Here is a 23,829-nt window from a genome sequence, read left to right as displayed (position 1 = left end):
CCACCATAGCCCTCACCCGTCACAAGTAAAGACGACTTAAAGCGTGTCGACGAAGCTTCGACACCCCTGCCCTCGGCCTCCGTTCACGCGTCGCACGGCACGGTCCCTCAGACGAAGTACAAGCCCTCCATGTCCCTGACCACGTCTTCGGAGTGCCGCACACGGAACGCCGTCGTCTCCATCTCCTCCCAACCCCACGGATCCGAATGCCCGAGCGCCAAGCCCCCCAGGCCCGGCCAGTAGACCTCGTTCGCGGGCGCGGCCAGGTCCACGCCGGCGTTGTCCAGCATCCACCCCTTGAGGTCCAGGGACGCGACGACCGCACGCGGATCGCCCGAGAGGACGAACGGCTCGTCCTCCGGCCATCCCGATGCGTGGAACATCGCGCCGTCCGGCAACCACACGATGTTCTCGGTGTGCTCCATCCCCCCGTGGTACGAGACCCGTCCCACGATCCGCGCATCCGGGAACCGCACCCGCAGCTCCTTCGCCGCCGACCGGAGCGGTTCGTCGTTGCCGTCGGTCGCGAACGCGGGAGTCACGATGCTCAACATGCCGCCCCACGCGGCAGCGTGCACGATGTCCAGATCAGACCGCACGGCCGATGGGAGCGGGGTCTGCGCGGAGCGCGGCCCCAGATCCTCCAGGACGGCTTCGACGCCCTCGAACGACTCGACGAACGCGCGTGCGCGCGCGGGGTCGTTGGGAGACAGGTCACGGGCGTCGACGTTGAACGGCGCCTCGAACACGGTCAGGTGACACAGGCTCATCGAGCCGCGTACGGTCCGGTCCGGCGCGGAGGTCCAGTAGGTGTTCTCGCTCATACGGGCAACCGTAACGGCCGGCGATGACAGAAGCGCCGCCTCCCGACTCCCGGCGGACACTCGCCCCGTGCGCCGGCGGAAAACGTTCCCACCCCCGCCCGTGACCCGCCGTACCGGGCGGTCCCCGTCAGTAGGAATGGTCGACCGTGACGTCCGCCGACAGGCGCAGCGCCGCTTCGGCCGGTGCCCCGCGGAGCTCCAGCAGCGTGAGGGTGAGGGCGTCGATCACGGTGAGGTGGGCCAGTCGGCTGGCGACCGTTTCGAGTCCGAAGACCAGGTCCTGGCCGCCCGCCACCAGCGTGCAGTGGCTCGACTCGCTCAGCGGTGAGCGGGCGTAGCTCGTGAGGGCCACGACCCGGGCGCCGCCCCGCCGGGCACCCCGGGCGGCGTCCACGGTGCTGCGGGTGGCGCCCGTGTGGCTGATGGCCAGGCAGGCATCGGCGGACGTCAGCTGCGAGGCGGCCAGTTGCGCGGTCAGGGGGTCCGCCGGCGCGTCGACCACGAAGCCCAGCGCGCGCAGCCGGTACGCGGTGTCCAGCACGACCGCGCCGGACAGCCCCGCGCCGACCACCAGCACGCGGGAGGCCGCGTCGATCAGTCCGGCCGCCGTTCGCAGGTGCTCCGGGGTCACCGTGGCCGCCACTCCGTCCAGGGCTTCCCGGGCGGCACGGACCGTGTCGGCCAGGGCGCGGGCGGCCGGGTCCCGGTCCTCGGAGGGCTCCTGGGCGGGTGCCTGCCGGGCGGCGGCGATCTTCAGCTCCTGGTACCCGCGGAACCCCAGTCTCTGGCAGGCCCGTACGACCGTCGACGGCGCGGTGCCCGCGAGTGCCGCGACGTCGCTGACGCTGAGGTGCACCAGTTCGGCGCCCTTGTCCAGGACGACCCGGGCCACCCGCGCCTCGGTCTCCCGCAGATCGGGCAGATGGGCCCGGACGTGCGCGGCGAGCCCGGCTCCCGATCCGACCGGCCCGTGCTCTACGGAATGAATTTCCATATGGTTATGCTAACAGGGAATTTCATTCCACAGCCTGTCGTGAGGAGCGAACGTGCCCGCCAGCCTGCCGTCCATATCGGGCTCCGCCGCCGTGCCCGTCGTCGTCCTCGGCTCGGCGGTGCTGCACGCCCTCTGGAACGGACTCACCCATGGGCTGCGCGACAAACTGGCCGGCTTCACGCTCATCAGCCTCGCCTCCGCCGGCTGCGGGGCCGTCCTCGTCTGCCTGGCCCCGCTGCCCGACCCGGCGGCCTGGCCGTACATAGCCGCCTCCGCCGCGCTTCAGGTCGCGTACCAACTCCTGCTCCTGCGCGCCTACCAGCTCGGCGACTTCGGCCAGATGTACCCCACCGCCCGGGGCACCTCTCCGCTCGTGGTGGCCCTGGTCTCCACCACCCTCCTCGGCCACTCCCTGCCCGCCGGGCAGGCCCTCGGCATCGCGGTGATCTCCTGCGGCCTGGCCGGTCTCGCCCTCGCCGACGGAATCCCGGGCCGGGCCCAACTGCCCGCGCTGGCCGCCGCGCTCGGCACCGGCGTGATGATCGCCTCGTACACCCTCGTCGACGGCAACGGCGTCCGCGCCTCCGGAACCGTCTTCGGCTACATCGCCTGGCTCTACCTCTGCCAGGGGCTCGTCCTCCCCCTCCTCGCCTGGGCCCGCCGGGGGCCCTCCCTGCTCACCACGCTGCGCCCGCTGTGGGGCCGTGGCCTGATCGGCGGACTGCTCTCGCTCCTGGCGTACGGGCTCGTCGTATGGGCGCAGTCCCGCGGCGACCTCTCCACCATCGCCGCCCTGCGGGAGACCAGCATCGTCTTCGGCGCCCTGATCGGCGCGGTCGTGTTCCGCGAACGCCTCGGCCACCGGCGCATCACCGCCAGTGTCACCGTCCTGGCGGGGATCGCGGTGCTCCAGTTCGCCGGCGGCGCGTGAGGCCGCTGCGGGCCCCGGCACTCCCCCACGTCACTGCCGACGAGCCGACGTCCTGCGCCCTGGTCTCGCCGGAGGTGCTTGCCCTCGACCTGACGGAATCGCGGGAATCGCGGGTCTCGTCCTGAAGCCTCTCCGTCGCCTGTGTCGGACGTGGAGCGGGCACAGTACCCAGTGGGCGCCCAGACCACCCTTGGGCAGCGGTCACTTGCGGAGATCGGGCCAGCCGTCGGCGTTCGAGCAGGTCTCGTAGTCGTAGCGAGTGAGACGGTCCCACTCCGTTCCGGTCACCTGCTCGAACACCTCCTCGTGCACGTAGAGGAGTTCCTCGCATCGCAGTGCGGTGTACGGAGCGAACCGCTCGGGACGGTCGAAGACGCTCTCGTACGCCTGGCGGCCGGCGGCCACGACGGCAGCACGCGAGTACAGGAAACCGTCGTCCGACTGCGGAAATGGCGCACCATCGGCAGCCTCCGTCCCCAGGACGGGGAGCGTGCCGAAAGCCGCCTGGTCCAGACGGTAGAGAGCTTCGGCGAGCCGCTCACCGAAGCCGATGATCTGACCCACCGGCTCGCGCGAGAGGATCCCGGCCAGACGGCGACAGGCATCCTCGAAGCCTTGGCAGGTCTCGATGCCGGCCTCACCCCCGAGCACCTCGACGAGTTGCCGGAACCGCTCCCAGGTCATCACCGGCAGACCGGGGTCGACGCCGCTGTTCAGCGGAGACACCGACTCGTTCCCGGCGTGATCGCTGCGTCTCTGCCGCGGTACCTCGGTGCCCGGAGTCTCACATGCCCCTCTGACGGGGCGGTCCGGGGGCGATCACCAGGGAATATGGCTGCCGGGCGTCGAACGGGATGTGTGAGACTCCCCTCTGATGATCATTCGGGGGGAGTTTCAACGTTGAACGCGTTTCTGAAGAGGGTGTGGATCGGGCTGGCCGCGACCTTGATCGTGAGTCTGGCCGCCGTGGTGATGCCGGACCAGGTTCAGATCGGAGACGACGGGCGCGTGCACCTGGGCGCGCCCGCGTCCACGCCGTCCGTATCCGCGCCGGCGCCGCACCCCGAACCCACGTCACCGCCCCTCACGCGGGAAGAGGTGGACGAAGCGATCGCGACGGCGGTGCGCGCGGCGGGTCTCGACGCGGAGCAGGGCAAGTCGACGGTCCCGGCCGGGTCCAACCTGAACAGGACAGGCTGGACGGCCATCCGGGAGAAGGCCGCCGCACAGTCCGAGATGAAGGCGATCTGCGCGGACCTGGAGCGCCAGGGCTGGGTCCTGAACCCGAACCCGAACGGCGACACCGCCGACCTCTCCCGCAGCTACAAGCGCGGGGGCTGGTACCTACTGGTGAGCACACGCGGGCAGAGCCAGGCACCGTCCAACACCCTGAGCGACTCGCAAACGTACCTGACCATGACCGGGCTCCAGCTCAACCTGTCCGACATACCGCTCCCCGCGGTCACCGTCCGCATACGCTGACCGCGCGCACCAGGGCGGATGCCTCGACGCCGGCTGCCCCGCACGCGCATCGCCGTCAGTACGTCACCGTGATCCGCTGCGCGGGGCCGTCCACCGTGACCGTTCCGCCGTAGGGAATCACCAGTTGGGGATCGGTGTGGCCCAAGTCGACGTCGAACACGGCCATGGTGTGCGGGGCGTACGCGGCCAGTGCGCGCAGTACCGCTTCGCGCTGCTCGGTGGCGTAGCGCAGTTTGTCCGCCGCTGTGTTCGGCTGCTGGAACGACCACGCTTTGGCGCGGCCCGTCAACAGGGCAGGGAAGCGGGCCAACAGTCCCCGCTCTCCCATGTTGCGCAAGATCCGGAAGACCTCCTCCCCGCTCGGCAGTTCCTCCGACGTCTCCAGGAACAGCACGCCGCCCTCGTAGACGGCCGGGTCGCGTGCGATCTCGCGGTCCGCCATCAGCAGCCACGACAGGATCTCCAGATTGCCGCCCCACGCCCGGCCTTCGACGATCCGGTCGGGCTGGTGCCAGATCCAGCCGTGGGCCGGCTGCGAGTCCGGTTCCCTGTCGAAGGTGGCCGGGTCGGCCCAGTCCCGGTCGGTGTCGCGGTAGCGCGTGGCGGGGCGGAGTTCGTACGGGCCCGAAGTGAAGAGCGCCGCGCGTACCGAGTCGGCGGTCATGGGGTGGAGTGCGTGGGGGCGGCCGAGCTCGGTCATCAGGCAGCCGCCGTGGTAGGAGACGATGCCCAGGTTGTACAGGAAGGCCAGCAGGTTGGTGTTGTCGCTCGTTCCGAAGAAGGGCTTGGGATTGGCGCGGATCAGCTCACGGTCCAGCAAGGGGAGCACGGTGATCTGGTCGTCGCCGCCGATGCTGGCGATCACCGCCCGTACCGAGGGATCGGCGAACGCGGCGTGGATGTCGTCGGCGCGTTCCTTGGGGGTGGATCCCATGGTGCGGGTGGAGGGGTACTCGACCGGTTCGAGGCCGAAGTCCTCACGCAGCCGCTTCAGTCCCAGCTCGTACGGAAGGGGGAACAGCTCGGGCAATCCGGAGGAAGGGGAGATGATCGCTACGCGGTCACCGGGCGCGGGCTTCGGGGGATATGCGGGCGAGGTCATGACCGTCAGGCTAGAGGTCTGATCGACGACTGATCATCTTCATTTCAGACGGTTCCCCGTTCGGTCGGCGGCACGGCGCCGGGGGAGGACGAAGCCGAGGGCGAGGAAGGGCGAACGGGCGTTGCCGTCGTCCGAGTTCGCCCTCGGTACGGTTCAGCCGAGTACCGCGGTCACGTCTCGGCGGGTCCCCTCCGACAGGAGCGGACTCCAGCGCGTGAAGAGTTCGAGCAGGTGCGCCCCGTTGCGTTCGCGGAAGGACTCGTTCACCTTGGCCAGGTCCAGTTCGTTGGCCACCGTCAGCTCGGCGAAGTCGCGGCGCTGCTGCAGGGTCGGGGTGAACTCCTCACCGGTGAAGCGGTCCCGGAAGGTCACCGACGCCTCGTCCGGGGAGGCGAGGCTGGGGTAGGAGGCCTTGCGGTCGCAGCTGGCATAGAAGTACACGAGCTCTTCCGCCTCCGTACCGATCGCCTCGGCGAGACGGGCGCGCTCGGAGAGTTCCAGGAGGCTCAAGGGCAGCCCGTCCGTACCGTAGAAGGCGTGGCACAGGGCCGCGGTCTGCAGGGCGGGCCGTCCGCCCCACTCGGCGAGCAGCGCCTCGACGCGCAGCAGATGGGCGAGCAGCGTACCGCCGGAGTGCTTGGTGGTCTCGGCTCCCAACTCCTTGAGCAGGGCAATCGCCGGAGAGTCGGTGGTCTTGTCGTCGCTGTTCTTGTCGTCGCTGCGCATCATGTGCACATCATGACGATGTCCCCGTGACCACGTCCGCCGGGACCGACATGCGGACACCGGGACCGCGCCGGCGTCCGGCCTTCCCGTGCCGGCCGTCCGGTCCCGCCGTAAGAACTTCGTCATCAGTGCCGCTCTGGGCTCCATGGTCACCGTGACGTTGAATGCGTCGTGAACGACGACGAAGGAGCGCGAAGTGGGACGTGAGGGCGGGCGGCGCAGGCCGCTGACGTTGGTGGCGGTCGCGGTGGCAACCGTGCTGGTGGCCGTGGGGCTCTACTGGTTCGAACCGTGGAAACTGTGGCAGGACGAGACGGTCAGCGAAGCGCTGCCCGCTTCGGCCCCGAGCAGGCCTGGCGGCGCGGGTTCCGCCTCCCCCGCACCGGCTCCGCCCGCGCCCCGCACCGTCGCCCAGGGAAGCCTGATCAGCCACGAGCACACCACCACCGGCACGGTGAAGATCGTCCGGCTCCCGGACGGCTCGCACACCCTGCGTCTGGAGGGGCTGGACACGAGCAACGGGCCGGACCTGCGGGTGTGGCTGGCCGACGCCCCGGTGAAGGAGGGTACGGCGGGCTGGCGGGTCTTCGACGACGGCAAGCACGTCAGCCTCGGCAAGCTCAAGGGCAACAAGGGTGACCAGAACTACCCGATCCCTGCGGACGTGAAGCTCTCCGAGTACAGCAGCGTCACCATCTGGTGCGACCGCTTCGACGTGTCCTTCGGCGCGGCCGCTCTGACCTCGACCTGAAGTCGGCTCACCCCGTACGACTCCGGCGCTCCGGGCAGCTCCCGGCCAAGCCCAGCCCTGCCCGGCTCGAAACGGATAGATCATCCGCTCATGCGTTACGATCACTCAAACGGATGACCTATCCGTATGCCTACCGAGAGTGGACGAGCCCATGAGGAAGACAGCCGTCGTCACGGCCGGCACGGCCGGCATCGGCTTGGAGACGGCGCTGGGCCTGGCTGCGGCCGGGTACGCGGTCACCGTGATCGGACGCGACCCCGACCGCGGCGCGCGGGCGGTCGAACGGATCAACGCGGCGAACCCCGCGCGCGCCGCCCGGTTCCTGGCCGCCGACCTCGCATCCCTCCAGGAGGTGCGCGCGCTGGCCGGCCGGCTGTCCGCCGACCACGCCGCCGCGGGAACGCCACTGACCGTACTGGTCAACAACGTCGGGGCGATGTTCTCCGACCGGCAGGACCTGGACGGCGTCGAGGCGTCCTTCGTCGTCAACCACCTCTCGCCCTACCTGTTGACCGAACTGCTCCTTCCCACGCTGACGGCCGGCGCTCCGAGCCGGGTCGTGAACGTCACCTCGGGCGCTGTCGGAGTCGCGAAGAGGGCGTTCGACGCCGTCGAGCCGCCCGGCGGCTACTACGGCTTCCACTGGTACGGCCGCGCCAAGCTCGCCAACCTCGCCTACACGCTCGACCTGGCGAAGCGGCTGGACGGTACGGGCGTGTCGGTCTTCGCCGCCGACCCCGGAGGCGCCGCGACCGACATGACCAACGGCACCATGTCCGACCCGAGGATCGTCTCCCCCGCGCTGCGGCTGCTGTGGCCACTGGTGCGCCGTACGTTCCGACGCTCGACCTCCGGCCCGGCGTCCCTGGCGGCCAGACCCTCGATCACGGCGGCCACCGACGACGCCCTGACCGGCCGCACCGGCCTCCTCATCGATGCCCGGGCACGCCCGGCGACCCCGCACCGCGCCGCGACCGATCCCCGGGTGACCGCGGGCGTGCGCCGACTCAGCGAACGGCACGCGCCCCTTACGGCCGCCTGACCTGCCCGCGCGTACGACAGGGGCCTCGACCGGGGCCCCCGGATGGGCTATCCGATTAGGATGTGCCCATGACGACGACCCCCCTGCGCAAGGACGCGGCCCGCAACTGGGACCGGATCGTCGCCGTCGCCCGCACACTGGTCGACGAGGGCACGCCGGTGCAGCTCAACGACGTGGCCCGGCGTACCGGACTCGGTGTGGGCACCGTCTACCGGCACTTCGCCACGCCCGAGGCACTGCTGGAGACCGTCGCGACGCCCTCCCTGGAGGCCTTGGTCGCCCACGGCGAGCAGGCGCTGGCCGGCAGCGACCCCTGGCCGGCGCTGGAGGGACTCCTCACCCGCACCGTCGAGGCGCAGGTGACGGACGCCTCGCTGGCCCCGGTCACCGCCGCGGCAGTGGACGCCTTGCCCCGCACCACGGAACTCAAGCAGTCCCTGTGGTCGGTCGGCGCCGCCCTCCTCGACCGGGCCAAGGAGGGCGGCGTCGTCCGCGCCGACCTGACCTCCGGTGATCTGGTCCCGCTCATGTGCGGGATCGCCCACGCCGTGGACGTCCACAGCGGCACCTCCGAAGACCGGATCGCCACCGCCCACCGCTACCTGGCCGCACTCCTCGAAGGCCTGCGGACCACGCCACAGCGGCGCCGCCCGGAGACTCGGCGGGTGGTGTAGCCGCCGTCGGCGAAGAGGGTCTGGCCCGTGATCCACCAGCCCCCGGTCGCCAGGCCTCCAGCACCGAGTAGACGATCCGACGGGACGCGTCCATCGCGAAGGCGATCGTCGTCCCTTGGTGCCGGGCCATCGTCACGTGCCGGTACGACCGGTCCCCGTACGTCTTGAGCAGGGATCCCTGAACCGCCACCGTTCCCCTCCCACGAGCCGTCAACGCCCGCCCGGGCTCCGTCGGCCCAGAGCGGCGCTGTTGCCGATCACGTGTGGCGGAGCATCAGCGAGTCTGACATGTGGGGTGGGGGTGGAGGGAAGGCACTGAAATTGCTTGAGCCGGACACGACTTGAACGCCACACTGCATGGCCGGACTTCGCCACCGGGCGACCGACATCACGGTCGCGTTGCCGACGACGGCCGGGACTCCGGCGATGGTGATCTCGCCCCGCCCCCGATCCGCCCTCGATCCGCCCCCGATCCGGCCGTGACTCGCCCGATCGGGAGCCGTTCCTGGAGCACCAGTACCAGCCGTGTACCCATCCGGAGGACCTCTTGGATCCGCTGCCGAACCACCCCGAAGCCCCTGCTGCCCCCACTACGACCGAACACCCCGAGTCCACCACGGCCGGGTCCGGCACCGCCGGTGTGTCGGAGTCCGAGCGGCTCCTCTTCGGCGGCGAACTCGCCTACGACATCGGCTGGGAACAGCACGAAGGCGCGTGGCTGAAGCTCGGGCTCTGGAAGATGGCCAAGGAGTTACCCCACCTGGTGAGGATGGGCGTGCGGCTCGCGCACCTGGCCGATGCCCGCGCGCTGCGTGTGGTCCTGGCCTCCGAGGTCGGTCGCGGCATCGTCCAGGCGGTCGGCCTGGTCGCCGTCAACGGCGTGCTCGGTCACGTCCTCGCCGGCGGCAGCACCAACGACCGCCTCACCCGGGCGGTGCCCGCCCTCGTGCTCGTGGCGGTCACCGCGTTCGTCGGGTCCCTGCTGCGTTCCGCGTCGACGGCCGCCACGGGCGCGTTGGAGCCGAAGGTGCAGCGGGTGGCCACGGAGCAGTACCTGGGGCTGGTGCACCGTACGGAGCTCTCGGCGATCGAGGACGACGAGTTCCACCGGCTCCTGGACGCTGCCCGGTACGGGGCGGACTCCGCCCGGCGGATGATCCGCTACTGCACCAACACCCTCAACGCGGCCGTGTCGTTGATCGCCGCGGCCGGGGTGCTGACCGTCCTGCACCCGGTGCTGCTGCCGCTGCTCGCGCTGATGACGCTGCCGAGCGCGTGGAGTTCGCTCACGATCTCCCGCCAGAGGTACATCTCCTTTCACGCGTTCGTGCAGCACGCCCGGGCCGGACACCTGCTCGGCCAGTTGCTGACCCAGAAGGAGGCGGCCGCGGAAGTCCGCGTGCACGGCGTCGGCCCGTTCCTGCTGGGCCACTTCCGGACCATGGCCGAGACCAGCGAACGCGAGCAGACCCGGCTGGCCCGCCGGGCCGCGCGGGTCGGCCTCGTGGCCGACGGCGCGGGCGGCATGGCCACCCTGCTCACCTACGGGGCGCTCGGGCTGCTGCTGTGGGGCGGGGCCATGGATCTCGCCGTCGCGGGCACGGCCGTCCTCGCCATCCGCAGCGGCGCCTCCAGCCTGGACACGCTCGTGCTGCAGATCACCGAGCTCCACCAGGAGAGCCTGTTCGTCGCCGACTTCGAGCGGCTGTGCCGGGAAGCGGAGCGGCGGGCGATCCCCACGGGTGGGCAGCCGCTGCCCGAGCGGCTGCGGGAGGTCCGGTTCGACAAGGTCACCTTCACCTACCCCGGCAGCGACGGCACGATGCCGGAGCCGACCCTGCGCGAGGTCAGTCTGACCTTCCCGACCGGGAAGATCGTGGCGCTGGTGGGCGAGAACGGCTCGGGCAAGTCCACGCTGGTCAAGCTGCTGTCAGGGCTGTACCTGCCCGACGAGGCCGGCGGGACGATCTGGTGGGACGACGTCGACGCCCGTGCCGCCGACCGCGACCAGGTCTTCGCCCGGGTCGCGCTGATGTCGCAGGACTTCTACCAGTGGCCGTTCACGTACCGGGTGAACGTCGGCATCGGCCAGCCCGGTCAGGCCATCGACGACGGCGCCGTCGAGGCCGCTTCCGCGTTCTCAGGAGCCGACCGGGTCCTCGCGGATCTGCCGCGCGGGCTCGGCACGCTGCTGGCGCGCGGCTACCGCGGTGGGCACCAGATCTCGGGTGGCCAGTGGCAGCGCATCGGCATCGCGCGGGCCAAGTACCGCCAGGCGGAGATCCTGATCGTGGACGAGCCCACCAGCGCCTTGGACGCGGTCGCCGAACAACGGGTCTTCGACCAGATCAGGGCCTTGGCCGCGACCACGGGCCAGACGATCGTGCTCATCACGCACCGCCTGCATTCCGTGCGCCACGCCGACCTGATCCACGTCCTCAAGGACGGCCGGGTCGCGGAGTCGGGCACCTTCGAGGAGCTGATGGACGACGCGACGGGCACCGGGGACTTCCGCGACGCCTACGTGCTCCAAGCCGCGGCCTTCGATGTCACGGTCCCGGCCCAGCCCGCCGGCGACCACGACGTCGTACGGGCCGAGGACCACGCGTAACGGCCGCGCCCAGGGGCGCGCCGCTACTTCAGGTCGGCCTCCTCGCACGCGGCCTTCAGCCTGTCGGTGCAGATCTCGGCGACCGTGTAGATCTCGTCCTGGATCACGGTGGTCTTGATGTTCCTTCGGTTCAGCTCGATGCCGGGGACGAGGACCGACGGCACCCGCTTGGTGGTCGGACTGTCGACGACCTGGTTGATGATGCCGTCGATCTTCTCGCCCTCGGCGAGGGCGACGGCCAACTCCGCCGCGGCCGCGGCTTCGGGGGCGTACGGCTTGTACACGGTCATGAGTTGTTCGCCCGTGACGATCCGCTGCACGGCGGCGAGTTCGGCGTCCTGACCGGTCACCGGCGGCAGCGGGGACACGCCGGCGGCCTTCAGGGCGGCGATGATGCCGCCCGCCAGGCCGTCGTTGGCCGAGTACACGCCCGCGATCCTGCCCTTGCCCAGCGCCGAGATCGCGGCCGTCATGTTGGCGGTGGCGTTCTCCGGCTTCCAGTCGGCCGTGTCGTACTCCTTGCCGATGTTCACCTCGCCATCGAGGGCGGAGTGCGCGCTCTGCTTGAACTGCCGCGCGTTCGGGTCGGTGACCGAGCCGTTCATCATCACGATCTGGCCGGACTTGGCCTTGTCGCCCAGCGCCTCCAGCAGCGCCTTGCCCTGAATCGTGCCGATGTCGCGGTTGTCGAAGGAGGTGTAGGCGTCGATCGGGCCCTCGGCCAGGCGGTCGTAGGCGACGACCGGGATGCCGGCGTCCTTGGCCTTCTTGACCGAACCGGCGATGGCCTTGGAGTCCACCGGGTCGATGATCAGGACGTTGACCTTCTTGACGATCATCGCCTCGACCTGCGCGCTCTGAACGGCCGGATCCTGCTTGGCATTGGCGTAGAGCACTTCGCCCTTGCCCCGGCTGAATTTGCGGACCTCCTTTTCGATGAGCGGCTTGTCGAACTTCTCGTAGCGCGCGGTCTCGTCCTCGGGAAGCAGGAGACCGACTTTGATCGTGTCGCCCTTGGCCGATCTTCCGGGTGTCCCGTCGCTTTCGTCCGCGCCGCCGCACGCGGCGAGCGAGACGGTGGCCGCGCAGGCGGCGACGGCAGCGGCGGCCCGCCCCAGATGTGTGTTCACTTCGTAAACCTCCCTGACGAGGCCGTGTCCGTCCGGCCGAGGTAGGCGAAGTCAACTCGGCGCTGACACCACCGTCAAGGAGTGAATTCTTAACGAGATCACAACGTTCCGCCAGGCCCTTTTTGCCCACAAACTTCATCTATGCGGGCATTTCCTGATGACAGCTCGGCGAGGTTCACTTCAATTCGTGAACTTAAGGGGCGACACGCCGCCGACCGGGACGGCAGCCGTAAATCGGCCCGCCACCTCCCCTCGGCGCGGTTAATCTTGCGATCATGGCCTTGCGACCCGATGAGTTCTACGACCACGCACGTGCGGCTGCGGATGAGGAGCTTCGGCTTCCGTTGGCACGGATGACCGGATGGGACGTCAGCCCCTTCGAGGCCGAAGGCCTACGCGTCTCCGCGCTCCGCCCGCCCGTTCTCCCGGAGGCGCCGCGGCACGGGGAAGACCCGGCGGACTGCGACGAGTGCCGCTCCCGCGACGAAGGCATCTGGCTCGACGAACGCTGGCGACTGGCCCGCATACCGGGCGTCGGCGTGCCGCTGGTTCTGATGCTCTACCCCCGCGACCACTACGACATGGCCGACCTGCCCGACGATCTGGCCGCCGAGCTGGGCGTGCTCACCACTCACATCGTCCGCCACGTGCAGGCGCTGCCCCACATCAGCCGAGCCCACGTCTACCGCATCGGGGACGGGGCGGCGCACCTGCACGTGTGGTTCTTCGCCCGGCCCGAGGGACAGGCCCAGTTGTACGGGTCGTGGCTGCCCGTCTGGGACGACCTCCTGCCCGAATACCCGGCCGACGCGGCCGACGCGGACGCAACCACCGTTGCCGACAAGCTGATTGCCTCGTACGGAGGCCACCGTCCGGACCCGGAAAGCCACATGAAGCCCTGACTCCACGCCCGCGCCCTTTACGCGCCCCGCGCCGTCGCGGTTACCTGGAAGGACACGGTACGAGGCACGGGGGGGCGGGCATGGCGCGCCGGCACGGAGGTTGGATACGCGGACTGGCACGCACCGCGACGGCACTGGCCGCGCCGCCGCTGGCGGCGGCCCTGGCGTTCGCGGTGGCCTGGGAGTCGGCGTACGGGTCACTGGCCACCTGGGAGTTGATCCTCGGCGGGCTGTTGCTCCCCCTGGTCCTGCTCGGCTGGCACGCGGCCCTCGCCTCGCGGCGCGGGGCCTCGGTCATCGCGCTGTCCGCCCTCCCCGCCGGCCTCGGCGCCATCCTCGCGCTCGCGTCCGTGGGGCACAGCGTGCTTGAGGACCGGGGCGTCGAGATCAGCTGCGTCGTACTGAAGGTCACCCAGCACACCGAGACGGATTCCTCCATGGACGCCGAGGGTCACTGGACCTCGACGACCCGGACCTCGTACGACCACCGCCTTGACTGCCCCGCAGGCGGCCCGGAGCACCTGGACACCCCCTCGCGGCTCGCCGAGGAGGGCGAGTCCCTGGCGGTGGTGCACGACCCGCAGGGCAAGGTGTCCCCGCGGGCCGCCGGGGACGTCCACGGCTGGGGCCTGCGCACCGCGGCCGAGGTCGCGGTCGGAACGGCGACGCTCCTGGGGCTGGCGGGCGGGATCCGAGAGGCGTACGAGAAGCGACGCAGAAGGCCACGGCGGCCGACGAGGCGGTGAACCGTCCGGTGCGCGAAGACCGCGGGGCAGCAGGGCCCGCCATCCCCGAGCGCGTCACTCCCCCGCGGCCGCCCCGTATCGGGACATGCTGACGGCAACGGCCATCTGCCCGCGGTCCCCGTCGGCCGGAGCTCTGCGGCGCCCCTCACCGGAAGGCTTCCTCATGTCGGCACCCCATCCCGCGGGCCCCCTCGCGCCGGCCCGTGCGCTGTTCGACGTTCCCGACGACATCGCCTACTTCAACACCGCCGGCCTGGCTCCCACCCTCCGTGCCGGCCTGAGCGCGGGCGGTGCGGCACTGCAATGGCGGGCGCAGCCCTGGCGGATCCGGGCCGGCGACTGGTTCGATGCGGCCGAGGAGCGGCGGGTGCTGTTCGCCGGGCTGATCGGGGCGGGCGCGGACGACATCGCGCTGGTACCGGCCACCAGTTACGGGATGGCGGTGGCCGCCGCCAACCTGGACGCGGCGCCCGGCAGCCGGGTGCTGGTCCTCGCGGACGAGTACCCGTCGGGGATCTACACCTGGTGGCGCTTCACCGAACGCACCGGCGCGAGCATGCTGACCGTGCGGCGCGAGGCCGGCCAGAGCTGGACCGAGGCGGTGCTGGACGTCCTCGACGAGACGGTGGCCGTGGTGTCGGTGCCGCAGGTGCACTGGACCGACGGGACATGGCTGGAGCTGGACCGCATCGCCCCGGCCGCGCGTGCCGCGGGTGCGGCGCTGGTCGTCGACGCGAGCCAGTCCGCCGGCGCGGTCCCGCTGGACGTGGCGGTGCTGCGTCCGGACTTCCTGGTCACCGTCGGCTACAAGTGGCTGCTGGGACCCTTCGGTCTGGGCTACCTCTACGTCGCTCCCGCCCGCCAGGACGGGCGGCCGCTGGAGGAGAACTGGATCCTGCGTCAGGACGCGCAGGACTTCGCCCGCCTCGTCGACTACCGCACCGCCTACCAGGGCGGGGCGCGGCGTTTCGACGCCGGGGCGCGCACCGCTTTCGAGCTGACCCCCATGGCCCTGGCCGCCCTGCGTCAACTCACCACCTGGACCGTCCCCCGCATCTCCGCGACGCTGAAGGACACCACGACCCTCATCGCACGGCACGCCCACCAACGCGGGCTGACCGTCCCCGCCCCTCACGGACCGCACATGCTCGGCATCACCGTCCCCGCCGACCTCCAGCAGGCCACCGCCCGCGCACTGGAAGAAGCCGGCGTGTTCGTCGGAGCCCGCGGCAACGCACTACGGATCAGCCCCCACCTCCACACCACCGCCCACGACATCGACCGGCTCTTCCACGGCCTGGACACCACCCTCGACCGCCCACCCACACCCTAGGCTCCGCGCCACACCTTCACGGGCCGATCGGGGCTGTCGGAGCTGTCGACGCTGTCGGGGCGTATCTCGACGGCCCTTTCCGACGGTCACGAGGTGCCGGGGTCAGCGGGGGGTGAGGAGGCAGAACTCGTTGCCTTCGGGGTCGACCAGAATCGTCCAGGAGATCGCGGACTGGTCGATGCCGGGGTCGGTGGCGCCCAGGGCGCGCAGTCGGGCTTCCTCTGCTTCCATGTCGTCACCGGAGTAGGGGCGGACGTCGAGATGGACGCGGTTCCACCCGCTCTTGGTGTCGGGGGCGCGCACGAACTCCAGGTAGGGGCCGACGCCTTGGGCGGAGCGCATGGTGGCCTGGTCGTCGGTGACCTCGTGAAGCGTCCAGTCCATCGCCTGGCCCCAGAACCGGGCCATCCCTCGCGGGTCGGCGCAGTCGACCACCACCGCGGCGATCGGTCCGGTGTCCCGGTAGATCGGGCGGGGCTCCAGGACACAGAACTCGTTGCCCTCCGGGTCGGCCATGACCGTCCAGGGGACGTCGCCCTGACCCACGTCGGCGAGGGTGGCGCCCAGACCCTTCAGGCGTGCGACCAACTCCTCCTGATGGGCCGTCGAACTGGTGGCCAGATCGAGGTGCACCCGGTTCTTCACCTTTTTGGGTTCCGGGTCGGCGACGATGTCGATGCAGACGGCCACGGGGTCGGGGTAGGTGAAGCCGACGGGTTCGAGGTTGGTCACTCCGGGTCCCTCACTGTCGACACCCCAACCGAGTGCCTCCGCCCAGAACCGACCGAGCGCGGAGTCGTCCTGGGCCTTCATGTTGATCTGCACGAGTCGCGTTGCCATGCCGCAGATCCTAGGAGCCGCGACCGTGCCCGGGCCACCGCGATCGGACACTCGGTCAAGCGCGGCGCGGCGGCGTCAGGCCCGCCTCGTGGGCGGCGACGGCCGCCTCCACTCGATTGCGGACGCCCAGTTCGGTCAGGACGGCGCTGACGTGGGCTTTGACGGTGCCCTCGACGAGGTGCGGTCGGTCCGCCATCTCCGCGTTGGACAGTCCTGTGGCGAGCGCTGCCAGGACGTCGCGCTCCCGTGGCGTGAGGCGGTCCAGGGAGCGGTGGGGGTGTGCGGTGCGGTGGGCACGCATTCCGGCGATGACCCGGCCGGCCACCCGGGGGGAGAGATAGGCGCCGCCGGCGCCGACCGCCCGTACACCGTTGAGGAGTTCCGGCGTCGGGACGACGGCCGGTCAGATCGTCGCGATCGGGGTCTACCAAGCCCTCGTGGCCGTGCTCACCGTCGATGTGGCGTTCGCCGCGCGGCACCCGGCCGGCACGCTGTCGGTGCTCGTCTCACTGCTGTGGGCGCTGCCGAGCGTTCTCCTGGGGCTCGGCGGCGACGCGCCCCACGCCTACCCGTACCCGCCCGACCACGCCCACTCCGCACCCCAGCCACGGGGTGCGACCTGCGAGTTCTACCGATCCGGCAGGGACCTGCTGGACCGGGTCGACCTCTACCGGCTCTGCTGGTCCGACCGCACTCTCCTGACCAAGGACACTCTGCGAGCACACCGGGACTGACCGTCCCGGCCGGCAGCGACAGTCCCCTGTGGAATGATCAAGTGATGACCGAAACGAGCCGCGCTGACGGCCCCAGGGTGTGTGTCGCAGGTGCTTCGGGTTGGCTGGCGTGACTGCGCGGGGGCAGAGTTACAGATATGTCGGACCGGTTGAACTGAAGGCTGCGGTCCGGCCTGGAAGCAGCGGGTGCGCGATCGGCTCGGCGGCCGACTTCGACGGCTGGATCGCTGAGCGATCGGCAACAGAGCTGACCGAACCGTTCACCTTCGTGGTCGGCACGGATGGTGTGCTTCGGCTGGCGCCGCGGCGAAGCGAGCACGTGGCCTGCGCCGGCGGGGACACGGTTCTGAGTGCCGGCGAGATCAGCTTCACGCGGGAGACAGACCGGTGGACCGTGGGCGAGGTCAGCAACCAGTCCACCGGATACTGCCCGGACGTCACCTCTTGGTCGGCAGTCGCTCGCGCTCTGGACGACGTAGAACTCGGGCGGCCCTCCGGCTTCACCCACGAGGTGGTGTTCCGGCGGTGCCCCGACTGCCAGGAGCACAACATCGTGCGCGAGGACGACTTCGTCTGCGTCTTCTGCGGCAGCGATCTACCGGAGACCTGGAACGTGGATCCCGTCGTATGACGGCCGGGGGCACAGCGACTCGCCGATGGCAGCGACGAGAGGTCGCCCCGACCCATGACCCATGACCCATGACCCATGACCATCTACAGTCCGAGATCCGCTTTCGGCACACGGCCCGGGTGGAGAACAGGGGGCGTCCGCCGACGGCTTCGGCTCATTGACGGTCCTTCTCCGCCATCATGTCGATCAGGCCCTGGGCCGTGTTGTGTTCGGAGTCGATCCCCGGGACCTCTCCCCCTTCGAAGGTGACGGGCTCGGCGCTGCGGGGGAACATGGCCTGCTCGTACTCGGTGAGCGCGGCTTCGACGTCGTCGGGGTGCGCGGCGAGGGCACTGCCGAGTTCGGCGCCGTCGTACATGGCCAGGTTGGCGCCTTCGCCGTTCGGGGGCTGGAGGTGGGCGGCGTCGCCGAGCAGGGTGACGCCCGGCACCCGGTCCCACCGGTGCCCGCTCGGCAGTGCGTAGTGGGGGCGCAGGACCGGGGGTGTGTCGCTGTCGGTGATCAGCGCGGTGAGTTCCGGCGCCCAGCCGTCGAACTCGGCCGCGATCCGTGCGGTGGCCGCGGCGGCATCGGTGAAGTCGATGGCCGCGAACCAGTCCCGCGGCCTGCTCAGCGCGATGTAGGCGTGCAGGGTGTCGCCGCTCTCCCGGTGCGCGAAGATCTCCCTGCCCGGGGCGGGCGCGATCAGCATCCCGCCACCGACCGCTTTCGCGGCCGCCGCGTGGCGGGAGTCGGCGTGGAACAGGTACGTCTCGACGAAGGACGTGCCGACGTACTCGGGCGTGGCGGTGGAGAGCAGCGGCCGTACCCGTGACCAGGCGCCGTCCGCGCCGACCAGCAGGCCGGTGACGATTGCGCCGCCGTCGGCGAACGTCACCTCGTGACGGCCCGGGCCGACGGTGCGGGTGCCTGCGACCTTGTGCCCCCATCGGACGGTGCCGGCCGGGAGCGAGTCAAGCAGGATCCGCCGTAACTCGCCGCGGTGCACCTCGGGGCGGCCGCCCGTACCGTCGTCGGGCTGGTCGAACAGGACGGTCCCGTCCTGGTCGAGGACCCGCATCGCCTGGCGGCCTTCGAGGACGATGGCCTGGAACTCGTCCATCAGGCCTGCCGCCTCGAGGGCGAGCTGTCCGTCGTGGTCGTGGATGTCGAGCAATCCGCCCTGCGTGCGCACCGTCGGGGAGGAATCCGCCTCGTAGACGGTGGCCGGGATTCCGTGGACGTGCAGGACACGGGCCAGAGTGAGTCCGCCGAGTCCGGCGCCGATGATCGTGACGGGCATGTGCATGCTTACTCCTGAAAATCAGGGCCGTTGATGGAGTTCAGGTCGGCCGTTCCTGGAACATTGCAGGAGCTCTCCGACAAGCCACCGACATCGGATCGCAGCCGCCGATGGATGACCGACACCACGTGTCGGTCCCGACATCTGCTCGGAAACGGGGTGCGGCCCGACATCCGGGGCGATCGTGCTCACGCGGTTCAGAGCCGGATTGCCGTCCAGATGGTGACGGCCGCGGCCACGGTGAGTACGGCGTTGAGTGCGATCCGGCGGTCTCCGCCGCTCAAGTGGACGGAGATCGCGCCGATTTGCAGGATTACGAAGCCGATGGCCGCGGCCGGCGCGAGCGAGGGAGCGATGCCGGTCAGCGGTGGCAGTACCAGGCCGGTCGCACCGAGTATTTCGACCGCTCCCAGCGCCCTGAGCGCGGGCAGGGGTACGCGGTCGACCCAGGCCATCATCGGTCGGAGTTCGTCTCTGCCGCGGATCACCTTCAGGGTTCCCGCGTAGAAGTAGAAGAGCGCGAGCATTCCCGCGACGATCCAATAGGCGATGTTCATCGGTCGGTGGCGGGCTCGGTCGCGTAGCGGCTCATCGCCTCGATGTTGGCCTGTGGTGTCAGCGGCCGGCCGCCGGCGAGCACCTCCTGGAGGTCTCGGAAGTACTGCACGTACAGGTCCGGCGTGAAGGTGCTGAGGATGACTGCGGGCTGGTCGGTCGGGTTGGCGAAGGTGTGCGGGGTGCCGGGCGGAACCATCACGAGCGTGCCCGTGGTCGCGTCGTGCTCCTGGTCCCCCACGGTGAACCGGACCGTGCCGGAGAGGACGTAGAAGCCCTCGTCGTGCAGGCCGTGGCGGTGCTGGGGCGGTCCCTGGGTGTGGGGGGCGAGGACGGACTCGGCGATCGCGAGGCGGTGCCCGGTGTGGCTGCCGTCCTCCAGGACGCGCATCCGCGTGGTGCCCAGGACGATCGTCTCGCCCTCGCCGGGACCCACCACCGACAGGGCCGGCCCGGTCCGCGGCTCTCCGTGCTCGCTGTTGCGTGCTTCTTCGGTCATGCGCACCAGTGCACCGCCCGAGCCGCTCAGGTGTCCAAGACCCGTTCCACGGTGCCGATACCCGGTGGGTATCGTTGCAGCGTGGAGCTACGTACCTTGCGCTATTTCGTCGCGGTCGCCGAGGAACTCCACTTCGGCCGGGCCGCCACCCGACTGCACATGAGTCAGCCGCCGCTGAGCCGGGCGGTCAAGCGGTTGGAAGCCGAGGTCGGGGCCCTGCTCTTCACCCGCTCGCCCACCGGCGTCACGCTCACTCCGGTGGGTACGGTGCTGCTCGACGAGGCGCGGGCCCTGCTCGACCATGCCGACCGCGTCCGGGTACGCGTGAGCGCGGCGGCCGGCACCGCGACGCTCACCATCGGCATCCTGGGCGACGGCACCGACCCGGGAGTGTCCAGGCTGGCCGCCGCCTACCGGCGTAGCCACCCGGGCGTCGACATCCGGATCCGCGACACCGACCTGACCGACCCCACCTGCGGGCTGCGGGCCGGACTGGTCGACGTCGCGCTGACGCGGGCGCCGTTCGACGAAACCGCCCTGGCGGTCCGTGTCCTGCGGGCGGACCCGGTCGGCGTGGTCCTGCGCGCCGACGATCCGCTGGCCCACCGCGAGGGCCTGCGCCTGGCCGAGCTGAGCGACCGCCGCTGGTTCCAGTTCCCGCAGGGCACCGACCCCGTCTGGCAGGCGTACTGGAACGGTGGCGAGCCGCGCGAGGGCCCGGTGGTGCGTGCCGTCCAGGAATGTCTCCAGGCGGTGCTGTGGAACGGCACGGTGGGCCTGGCCCCGCTCGGGCACGACCTCCCGGCGGAGCTGGCCGTGGTGCCGCTGATCGACATGCCGCCGAGCCGAGTGGTGGCGGCTTGGAACGAGGGCGACACCAACCCGTTGATCCGGTCCTTCATCGAGACCGCGACCACCGCCTACCGCCAGTGAGCACCGGGCCGGCCCCACACCCCCCCGTGCTTCCGGTCAGGACGGCTTGGTGGTGGCGAAGGCGGTGACCGTCGCCTTGTTGTCGCACTCGGCGAAGGAGCCGTCGGTCATGGCGATCTGGTGCGAGCCCGCGCCGGGCACACCGATGACGAGCGTCGGGAAGACGGCCGGAGTGGCCCCCGAGACGCAGTATCCGTCGGCCTCGCCCTGGACGTTGACGAAGGTCAGCTTCGTCCACGCGCGGGCTCCGGGAGCCAGCGTCACCGTCGACGCCGTACCGCTGTGGGTGGTGGCGAGCGGCAGGTTCTTCTCGGGTGAGCCGTTGCCCGCACCGGCCACCGTCGGGTATCCGGTGATCGTGCAGGCGTGCTTCGAGGTGTTGGTGACCGAGAGGACCGCCGCGCCGGTCCCGGTGCCGGGCGGTCGCACGGCGGCCTGCTGGGCATCGGAGACCTTGACCTCGTCGGCGGTGCAGGGCTTCGTACCGCCGCCCGGGGTGGCAGCCGAGGGGGTGGGCGCGGTCCCGCCCGAGCCGCCGGCGGAGGAAGCGCCCCCACCACCGGTCGAGGAACCGCCCGTGGGCGTGGGCGCGGCCGGCACGGAACCGGCCGGGGTGGACGGCGACGTGCCCGCGGCCCCGTCGTCGGTCGGGCCGCAGCCCGTCATCAGGACGGTGGCGGCCGCCGCCACGACGAGCGCGGCCGCCGAGCGGCGGAGGCCTGTTGAGTGGTACTGCATGGGATGCTCCTCGGTGTCTCGCCGCCGGCTCCGCACCGGCACGTGCGGACACGGCACCGAGGCCCGCCCGAGTTCCCGTGCTGCGGCGTTGTGGCACTCCTGTCACCCAACCATGACGTACGGGCTCTGCCGGTGATCACTCGAAGAACGCAAAGCCGCCTCCTGGTGGCTCTGAGTGAGGCCGTGGCGCGGAGCGGAACGGGACAGGACGCGGCGGGACGAGACGGGCCAGGACGGAGGGGTTCCGGGGCGGAGGGGTTCCGGGGCGGAGGGGTTCCGGGGCGGAGGGGTTCCGGGGCGGAGGGGTTCCGGGACGGAGGGGTTCCGGGACGGAGGGGTTCCGGGACGGAGGGGTTCCGGGACGCGGGAGCCACCCGGCATTCGGCCACGTGCACCCCTCGTCAAGGGCTCTTCAGGCGGCCTTCGTCCATCTGATCTACAACCTCTTCGCGATCGTCGTGATCTACGTGATCCCGTTCCTGCGCCCCGTACCGCTGTTCTGCGCCGAGACCCTCGCCCACGTCGCCTCCGAACGCCGGTGGGTCCTCGCGGTCTACCTCGGCACCGTCTTCATCGCACTGCCCGCCCTGGTCATCGTGCTGGTGGGCGTGCTCTGAGCCCGGACGGCCCGCTGCGGCGCGTCCGGTCGCGCATGCCCCGAAATGATCGGTCGTGGGTGGTGTGATCACGGCGCGCATATACTTCCGCGCAGCGTCGCGTGCCGGTGGCGAATGGATCGTCAGGCATGGAGGCGTCGTACCGGAAGGTGGCTGCGGCCATTCCCTCCCCCATTTCCCAGAAGATCAGGCTCCACCCGACCGGGGAACGATTCCCCGGCCCCCGACCGCGGCGGGAGGGCGATCGTGCTGCCTGATCGCGCCACCGCCTGGAGCGGGGAACTGCGGCAGGTCCACGGCAAACTGCGCAACGCGCTGGCTTTGGCGCGGGCAAGACTGGACGGCGGCGACCCGGCCGACGCCGCCACGGACCTGCTGTTGTTCTGCCACGGGTTCTGCACGGCCCTCTCCGGCCACCACCGGGCCGAGGACGGTTCCCTGTTCCCGGAATTGCTGCGGGCACGACCCGAACTCGCGCCGGTGGTCGCGAAACTGACGCAGGACCACAACGTGATCGAGCACCTCATCGGCGCACTGCGGAAGGCGGTGGCCGACTCCACCGACCCGGAGGTGGCACACCTCCACCTCGACGGCATCGAGGCGGTCATGGAGACCCACTTCAAGTACGAGGAGAAGCAACTCGGGCCGGTGCTGGACGGCATGAACGCCGACTTCGACCGCACCGAGGTCTTCGGACCGATCGGCTGAGCCGCGCCCCCGGTACCACCGCCGCCGCCTGCGGCGGCGTCGACGCGTACCCGGTGTCCTGTGGGCGGTCGGTGGGATCAGGAGTGCGGTGGTGCGGTGGTGCGATGGTTGCGTGCTGCGGTGGCGTTCAGGGGCAGGTGCGTACGCCGTCCAGCCAGGCGGGGCCCTTGATGTAGATGTTGGTGATCCACGCCCCGTACTCGGGCAGGTAGGACCAGGCGTCGTTCGTGTAGCCCTCCGCCGTCACGGACTCGGCGTGCTTCTGGCAATCGATGCGCACCGTGGTCGGGCCGGGGAACCTGTGCACCCTCGGGCTCCCGGTGGACGGTTCCGTGTGGGTCCACACATCGGTACCCCACGTGCTGAACGTACCGGAGGCCGGTGCCGCGGCGATGCGGACCGCTCCCGCGTAGTCCCCGCCCAACCGCACGTCGCTGACCATGATCCGGGTGCCCGATTCCCGGGCCTCGACCATCTTCCCCGCGCCCAGGTAGATCGCGATGTGGTGGATCGAACCCCCCGAACCCCAGGCCAGGAGGTCCCCCGGCAGCAGCGGCGCGGTTCCCTCGGCGGCCGCGAACCGCTGCTGCACCTGCGGCGAGTTGAACTGGTGGTACGCGTTGCCGGCCAGCGGGTCGCCGCCGGCGGCGCGGGCATAGGCGTACCGGACCAGCCCCGAGCAGTCGAAGCCGAGCCTCTCCGGGTCGTGCGCGCTGTCCGGGTCGCTCGGGTCGACCTGACCGTACGTCGGCCCCGGCTGCGGCCCGTGACCGCCGCCCCAGGTGTACCAGACGCCGATCTGTTCGCACGCGGCCCGTACCGCCCGCTCCGCCACCGCGGAAGCGCCGGGGGCGAGCACGTCGCACGACCCCGCCGCCTTCGGTGCGGGTGCCGCGGAGGCCGGGGTGAGGCACGTTCCCGCCCCCACGGCCAGAAGGGCCACCGCCGTCACTGCCGCCCCCGCCGTTCTCCGCATCGCCATGTCCGTTCCCCCGTTTCCGTCGCGGTCTCCCGCGGGTCGTCGCGTTCGCAGCGTTCGTCGTG

Annotated in this window: 26 protein-coding genes and 1 pseudogene; 14 read left to right on the top strand and 13 right to left on the bottom strand. The window is 70.8% G+C overall.

The window, feature by feature from the left end; translation table 11 throughout:
* Window positions 1-107 precede the first annotated feature (107 nt).
* Both ACFYYJ_RS07910 and ACFYYJ_RS07905 read right to left on the bottom strand, forming a co-directional pair.
* The gene (locus tag ACFYYJ_RS07910) at window positions 108-824 is read right to left on the bottom strand and encodes a DUF6333 family protein (RefSeq protein WP_385359947.1); all 717 of its coding nucleotides are present in this window, start codon (window positions 822-824) and stop codon (window positions 108-110) included.
* Between the two features lie 127 nt (window positions 825-951).
* Entirely contained in the window at window positions 952-1,818 is an 867-nt protein-coding gene (locus ACFYYJ_RS07905; RefSeq protein ID WP_385359944.1) for a MurR/RpiR family transcriptional regulator, read from the bottom strand.
* Between the two features lie 52 nt (window positions 1,819-1,870).
* Between ACFYYJ_RS07905 and ACFYYJ_RS07900 the strand changes: the two genes are divergently transcribed.
* Complete coding sequence (locus ACFYYJ_RS07900; protein WP_389129687.1) at window positions 1,871-2,749, top strand: EamA family transporter; 879 nt, start codon at window positions 1,871-1,873, stop codon at window positions 2,747-2,749.
* A 201-nt stretch (window positions 2,750-2,950) separates the two neighbouring features.
* Here ACFYYJ_RS07900 and ACFYYJ_RS07895 read toward each other — a convergent pair whose 3' ends face one another.
* Window positions 2,951-3,475 carry a DUF4240 domain-containing protein gene (locus ACFYYJ_RS07895; RefSeq protein ID WP_389129684.1) on the bottom strand — a complete coding sequence of 175 codons (525 nt, stop codon included), beginning with the start codon at window positions 3,473-3,475 and terminating at the stop codon, window positions 2,951-2,953.
* Between the two features lie 174 nt (window positions 3,476-3,649).
* On the opposite strand from ACFYYJ_RS07895, the gene ACFYYJ_RS07890 reads away from it, so the two are divergent.
* On the top strand, window positions 3,650-4,231 hold the full coding sequence (locus tag ACFYYJ_RS07890) for a hypothetical protein (RefSeq protein WP_389129681.1): 582 nt from the start codon (window positions 3,650-3,652) through the stop codon (window positions 4,229-4,231).
* A gap of 55 nt (window positions 4,232-4,286) precedes the next feature.
* Here the strand turns inward: ACFYYJ_RS07890 and ACFYYJ_RS07885 are convergent, their stop codons facing one another.
* Complete coding sequence (locus tag ACFYYJ_RS07885) at window positions 4,287-5,333, bottom strand: S66 peptidase family protein (RefSeq protein ID WP_389129678.1); 1,047 nt, start codon at window positions 5,331-5,333, stop codon at window positions 4,287-4,289.
* Between the two features lie 153 nt (window positions 5,334-5,486).
* The gene (locus tag ACFYYJ_RS07880) at window positions 5,487-6,062 is read right to left on the bottom strand and encodes a DUF6817 domain-containing protein (protein ID WP_385359935.1); all 576 of its coding nucleotides are present in this window, start codon (window positions 6,060-6,062) and stop codon (window positions 5,487-5,489) included.
* Window positions 6,063-6,255: 193 nt separating this feature from the next.
* Here ACFYYJ_RS07880 and ACFYYJ_RS07875 point away from each other — a divergent pair, with 193 nt between their 5' ends.
* The 4 genes from ACFYYJ_RS07875 (at window position 6,256) to ACFYYJ_RS07860 (ending at window position 11,137) form a co-directional block, all read left to right on the top strand.
* Window positions 6,256-6,810, top strand: coding sequence for a DM13 domain-containing protein (locus ACFYYJ_RS07875; protein WP_389129676.1), 555 nt, complete (start codon window positions 6,256-6,258; stop codon window positions 6,808-6,810).
* A 151-nt stretch (window positions 6,811-6,961) separates the two neighbouring features.
* Window positions 6,962-7,852 (top strand): SDR family NAD(P)-dependent oxidoreductase, encoded by an 891-nt coding sequence (locus ACFYYJ_RS07870; protein ID WP_389129674.1) that lies wholly within the window; start codon window positions 6,962-6,964, stop codon window positions 7,850-7,852.
* 68 nt (window positions 7,853-7,920) lie between these two features.
* A complete protein-coding gene (locus tag ACFYYJ_RS07865) occupies window positions 7,921-8,526 on the top strand; it encodes a TetR/AcrR family transcriptional regulator (protein ID WP_385359929.1) in 606 nt (201 codons plus the stop codon).
* 547 nt (window positions 8,527-9,073) lie between these two features.
* The gene (locus ACFYYJ_RS07860; protein ID WP_389129671.1) at window positions 9,074-11,137 is read left to right on the top strand and encodes an ABC transporter ATP-binding protein; all 2,064 of its coding nucleotides are present in this window, start codon (window positions 9,074-9,076) and stop codon (window positions 11,135-11,137) included.
* Window positions 11,138-11,160: 23 nt separating this feature from the next.
* Here the strand turns inward: ACFYYJ_RS07860 and ACFYYJ_RS07855 are convergent, their stop codons facing one another.
* Window positions 11,161-12,267, bottom strand: coding sequence for a substrate-binding domain-containing protein (locus ACFYYJ_RS07855; protein ID WP_389129668.1), 1,107 nt, complete (start codon window positions 12,265-12,267; stop codon window positions 11,161-11,163).
* Window positions 12,268-12,620: 353 nt separating this feature from the next.
* Here ACFYYJ_RS07855 and ACFYYJ_RS07850 point away from each other — a divergent pair, with 353 nt between their 5' ends.
* The 3 genes from ACFYYJ_RS07850 to ACFYYJ_RS07840 all read left to right on the top strand — a co-directional run bounded on the left by ACFYYJ_RS07850 (window position 12,621) and on the right by ACFYYJ_RS07840 (window position 15,248).
* Window positions 12,621-13,169: a hypothetical protein gene (locus ACFYYJ_RS07850; RefSeq protein WP_389129665.1), complete on the top strand. Its 549-nt coding sequence runs from the start codon at window positions 12,621-12,623 to the stop codon at window positions 13,167-13,169.
* 80 nt (window positions 13,170-13,249) lie between these two features.
* The gene (locus ACFYYJ_RS07845; RefSeq protein WP_389129662.1) at window positions 13,250-13,915 is read left to right on the top strand and encodes a hypothetical protein; all 666 of its coding nucleotides are present in this window, start codon (window positions 13,250-13,252) and stop codon (window positions 13,913-13,915) included.
* A gap of 163 nt (window positions 13,916-14,078) precedes the next feature.
* Window positions 14,079-15,248 (top strand): aminotransferase class V-fold PLP-dependent enzyme, encoded by a 1,170-nt coding sequence (locus ACFYYJ_RS07840; protein ID WP_385359919.1) that lies wholly within the window; start codon window positions 14,079-14,081, stop codon window positions 15,246-15,248.
* Between the two features lie 102 nt (window positions 15,249-15,350).
* Here the strand turns inward: ACFYYJ_RS07840 and ACFYYJ_RS07835 are convergent, their stop codons facing one another.
* Both ACFYYJ_RS07835 and ACFYYJ_RS07830 read right to left on the bottom strand, forming a co-directional pair.
* Window positions 15,351-16,088 carry a VOC family protein gene (locus ACFYYJ_RS07835; RefSeq protein ID WP_389129659.1) on the bottom strand — a complete coding sequence of 246 codons (738 nt, stop codon included), beginning with the start codon at window positions 16,086-16,088 and terminating at the stop codon, window positions 15,351-15,353.
* Window positions 16,089-16,143: 55 nt separating this feature from the next.
* Window positions 16,144-16,470, bottom strand: a pseudogene (locus ACFYYJ_RS07830) (helix-turn-helix transcriptional regulator); the annotation flags it as partial.
* On the opposite strand from ACFYYJ_RS07830, the gene ACFYYJ_RS07825 reads away from it, so the two are divergent.
* Both ACFYYJ_RS07825 and ACFYYJ_RS07820 read left to right on the top strand, forming a co-directional pair.
* Window positions 16,460-16,822 (top strand): hypothetical protein, encoded by a 363-nt coding sequence (locus ACFYYJ_RS07825; RefSeq protein WP_389129656.1) that lies wholly within the window; start codon window positions 16,460-16,462, stop codon window positions 16,820-16,822. The pseudogene ACFYYJ_RS07830 and the gene ACFYYJ_RS07825 overlap by 11 nt on opposite strands.
* Before the next feature lie 154 nt (window positions 16,823-16,976).
* Window positions 16,977-17,453, top strand: coding sequence for a hypothetical protein (locus tag ACFYYJ_RS07820; protein ID WP_385359958.1), 477 nt, complete (start codon window positions 16,977-16,979; stop codon window positions 17,451-17,453).
* A gap of 154 nt (window positions 17,454-17,607) precedes the next feature.
* Here the strand turns inward: ACFYYJ_RS07820 and ACFYYJ_RS07815 are convergent, their stop codons facing one another.
* The 3 genes from ACFYYJ_RS07815 to ACFYYJ_RS07805 all read right to left on the bottom strand — a co-directional run bounded on the left by ACFYYJ_RS07815 (window position 17,608) and on the right by ACFYYJ_RS07805 (window position 19,789).
* Window positions 17,608-18,741 carry an FAD-dependent oxidoreductase gene (locus tag ACFYYJ_RS07815; RefSeq protein ID WP_389129653.1) on the bottom strand — a complete coding sequence of 378 codons (1,134 nt, stop codon included), beginning with the start codon at window positions 18,739-18,741 and terminating at the stop codon, window positions 17,608-17,610.
* A gap of 191 nt (window positions 18,742-18,932) precedes the next feature.
* Window positions 18,933-19,292, bottom strand: coding sequence for a DoxX family protein (locus tag ACFYYJ_RS07810; protein ID WP_389129650.1), 360 nt, complete (start codon window positions 19,290-19,292; stop codon window positions 18,933-18,935).
* On the bottom strand, window positions 19,289-19,789 hold the full coding sequence (locus ACFYYJ_RS07805) for a cupin domain-containing protein (protein ID WP_385359905.1): 501 nt from the start codon (window positions 19,787-19,789) through the stop codon (window positions 19,289-19,291). The genes ACFYYJ_RS07810 and ACFYYJ_RS07805 overlap by 4 nt, the downstream gene beginning before the upstream one ends.
* Before the next feature lie 81 nt (window positions 19,790-19,870).
* Between ACFYYJ_RS07805 and ACFYYJ_RS07800 the strand changes: the two genes are divergently transcribed.
* Entirely contained in the window at window positions 19,871-20,722 is an 852-nt protein-coding gene (locus ACFYYJ_RS07800; RefSeq protein WP_389129647.1) for a LysR family transcriptional regulator, read from the top strand.
* A 36-nt stretch (window positions 20,723-20,758) separates the two neighbouring features.
* On the opposite strand, the gene ACFYYJ_RS07795 is transcribed toward ACFYYJ_RS07800, so the two are convergent.
* Window positions 20,759-21,460, bottom strand: coding sequence for a DUF4232 domain-containing protein (locus tag ACFYYJ_RS07795; RefSeq protein ID WP_389129644.1), 702 nt, complete (start codon window positions 21,458-21,460; stop codon window positions 20,759-20,761).
* A gap of 389 nt (window positions 21,461-21,849) precedes the next feature.
* Here ACFYYJ_RS07795 and ACFYYJ_RS07790 point away from each other — a divergent pair, with 389 nt between their 5' ends.
* Together ACFYYJ_RS07790 and ACFYYJ_RS07785 are read left to right on the top strand one after the other, a co-directional pair.
* Window positions 21,850-22,077 (top strand): hypothetical protein, encoded by a 228-nt coding sequence (locus ACFYYJ_RS07790; RefSeq protein ID WP_389129642.1) that lies wholly within the window; start codon window positions 21,850-21,852, stop codon window positions 22,075-22,077.
* Window positions 22,078-22,323: 246 nt separating this feature from the next.
* The gene (locus ACFYYJ_RS07785) at window positions 22,324-22,785 is read left to right on the top strand and encodes a hemerythrin domain-containing protein (RefSeq protein WP_389129640.1); all 462 of its coding nucleotides are present in this window, start codon (window positions 22,324-22,326) and stop codon (window positions 22,783-22,785) included.
* A gap of 127 nt (window positions 22,786-22,912) precedes the next feature.
* Here ACFYYJ_RS07785 and ACFYYJ_RS07780 read toward each other — a convergent pair whose 3' ends face one another.
* Window positions 22,913-23,767: a C40 family peptidase gene (locus ACFYYJ_RS07780; protein WP_389129637.1), complete on the bottom strand. Its 855-nt coding sequence runs from the start codon at window positions 23,765-23,767 to the stop codon at window positions 22,913-22,915.
* Window positions 23,768-23,829: the final 62 nt, after the last annotated feature.

This window comes from Streptomyces sp. NPDC002467 (assembly GCF_042889825.1).
Lineage (GTDB): Bacteria > Actinomycetota > Actinomycetes > Streptomycetales > Streptomycetaceae > Streptomyces.
The sequence above is the reverse complement of the archived record's forward strand: the minus strand, read 5'-3'. Positions and strand labels throughout refer to the sequence as shown.

Excerpts from the sequence above, each read along its gene's own strand:
- ACFYYJ_RS07910 (WP_385359947.1), bottom strand. The coding sequence starts at position 824 with ATGAGCGAGAACACCTACTGGACCTCCGCGCCGGACCGGACCGTACGC.
- ACFYYJ_RS07905 (WP_385359944.1), bottom strand. The coding sequence starts at position 1,818 with ATGGAAATTCATTCCGTAGAGCACGGGCCGGTCGGATCGGGAGCCGGG.
- ACFYYJ_RS07885 (WP_389129678.1), bottom strand. The coding sequence starts at position 5,333 with ATGACCTCGCCCGCATATCCCCCGAAGCCCGCGCCCGGTGACCGCGTA.
- ACFYYJ_RS07880 (WP_385359935.1), bottom strand. The coding sequence starts at position 6,062 with ATGATGCGCAGCGACGACAAGAACAGCGACGACAAGACCACCGACTCT.
- ACFYYJ_RS07870 (WP_389129674.1), top strand. The coding sequence starts at position 6,962 with ATGAGGAAGACAGCCGTCGTCACGGCCGGCACGGCCGGCATCGGCTTG.
- ACFYYJ_RS07865 (WP_385359929.1), top strand. The coding sequence starts at position 7,921 with ATGACGACGACCCCCCTGCGCAAGGACGCGGCCCGCAACTGGGACCGG.
- ACFYYJ_RS07850 (WP_389129665.1), top strand. The coding sequence starts at position 12,621 with ATGACCGGATGGGACGTCAGCCCCTTCGAGGCCGAAGGCCTACGCGTC.
- ACFYYJ_RS07845 (WP_389129662.1), top strand. The coding sequence starts at position 13,250 with ATGGCGCGCCGGCACGGAGGTTGGATACGCGGACTGGCACGCACCGCG.
- ACFYYJ_RS07840 (WP_385359919.1), top strand. The coding sequence starts at position 14,079 with ATGTCGGCACCCCATCCCGCGGGCCCCCTCGCGCCGGCCCGTGCGCTG.
- ACFYYJ_RS07835 (WP_389129659.1), bottom strand. The coding sequence starts at position 16,088 with ATGGCAACGCGACTCGTGCAGATCAACATGAAGGCCCAGGACGACTCC.
- ACFYYJ_RS07815 (WP_389129653.1), bottom strand. The coding sequence starts at position 18,741 with ATGCACATGCCCGTCACGATCATCGGCGCCGGACTCGGCGGACTCACT.
- ACFYYJ_RS07810 (WP_389129650.1), bottom strand. The coding sequence starts at position 19,292 with ATGAACATCGCCTATTGGATCGTCGCGGGAATGCTCGCGCTCTTCTAC.
- ACFYYJ_RS07805 (WP_385359905.1), bottom strand. The coding sequence starts at position 19,789 with ATGACCGAAGAAGCACGCAACAGCGAGCACGGAGAGCCGCGGACCGGG.
- ACFYYJ_RS07795 (WP_389129644.1), bottom strand. The coding sequence starts at position 21,460 with ATGCAGTACCACTCAACAGGCCTCCGCCGCTCGGCGGCCGCGCTCGTC.
- ACFYYJ_RS07780 (WP_389129637.1), bottom strand. The coding sequence starts at position 23,767 with ATGGCGATGCGGAGAACGGCGGGGGCGGCAGTGACGGCGGTGGCCCTT.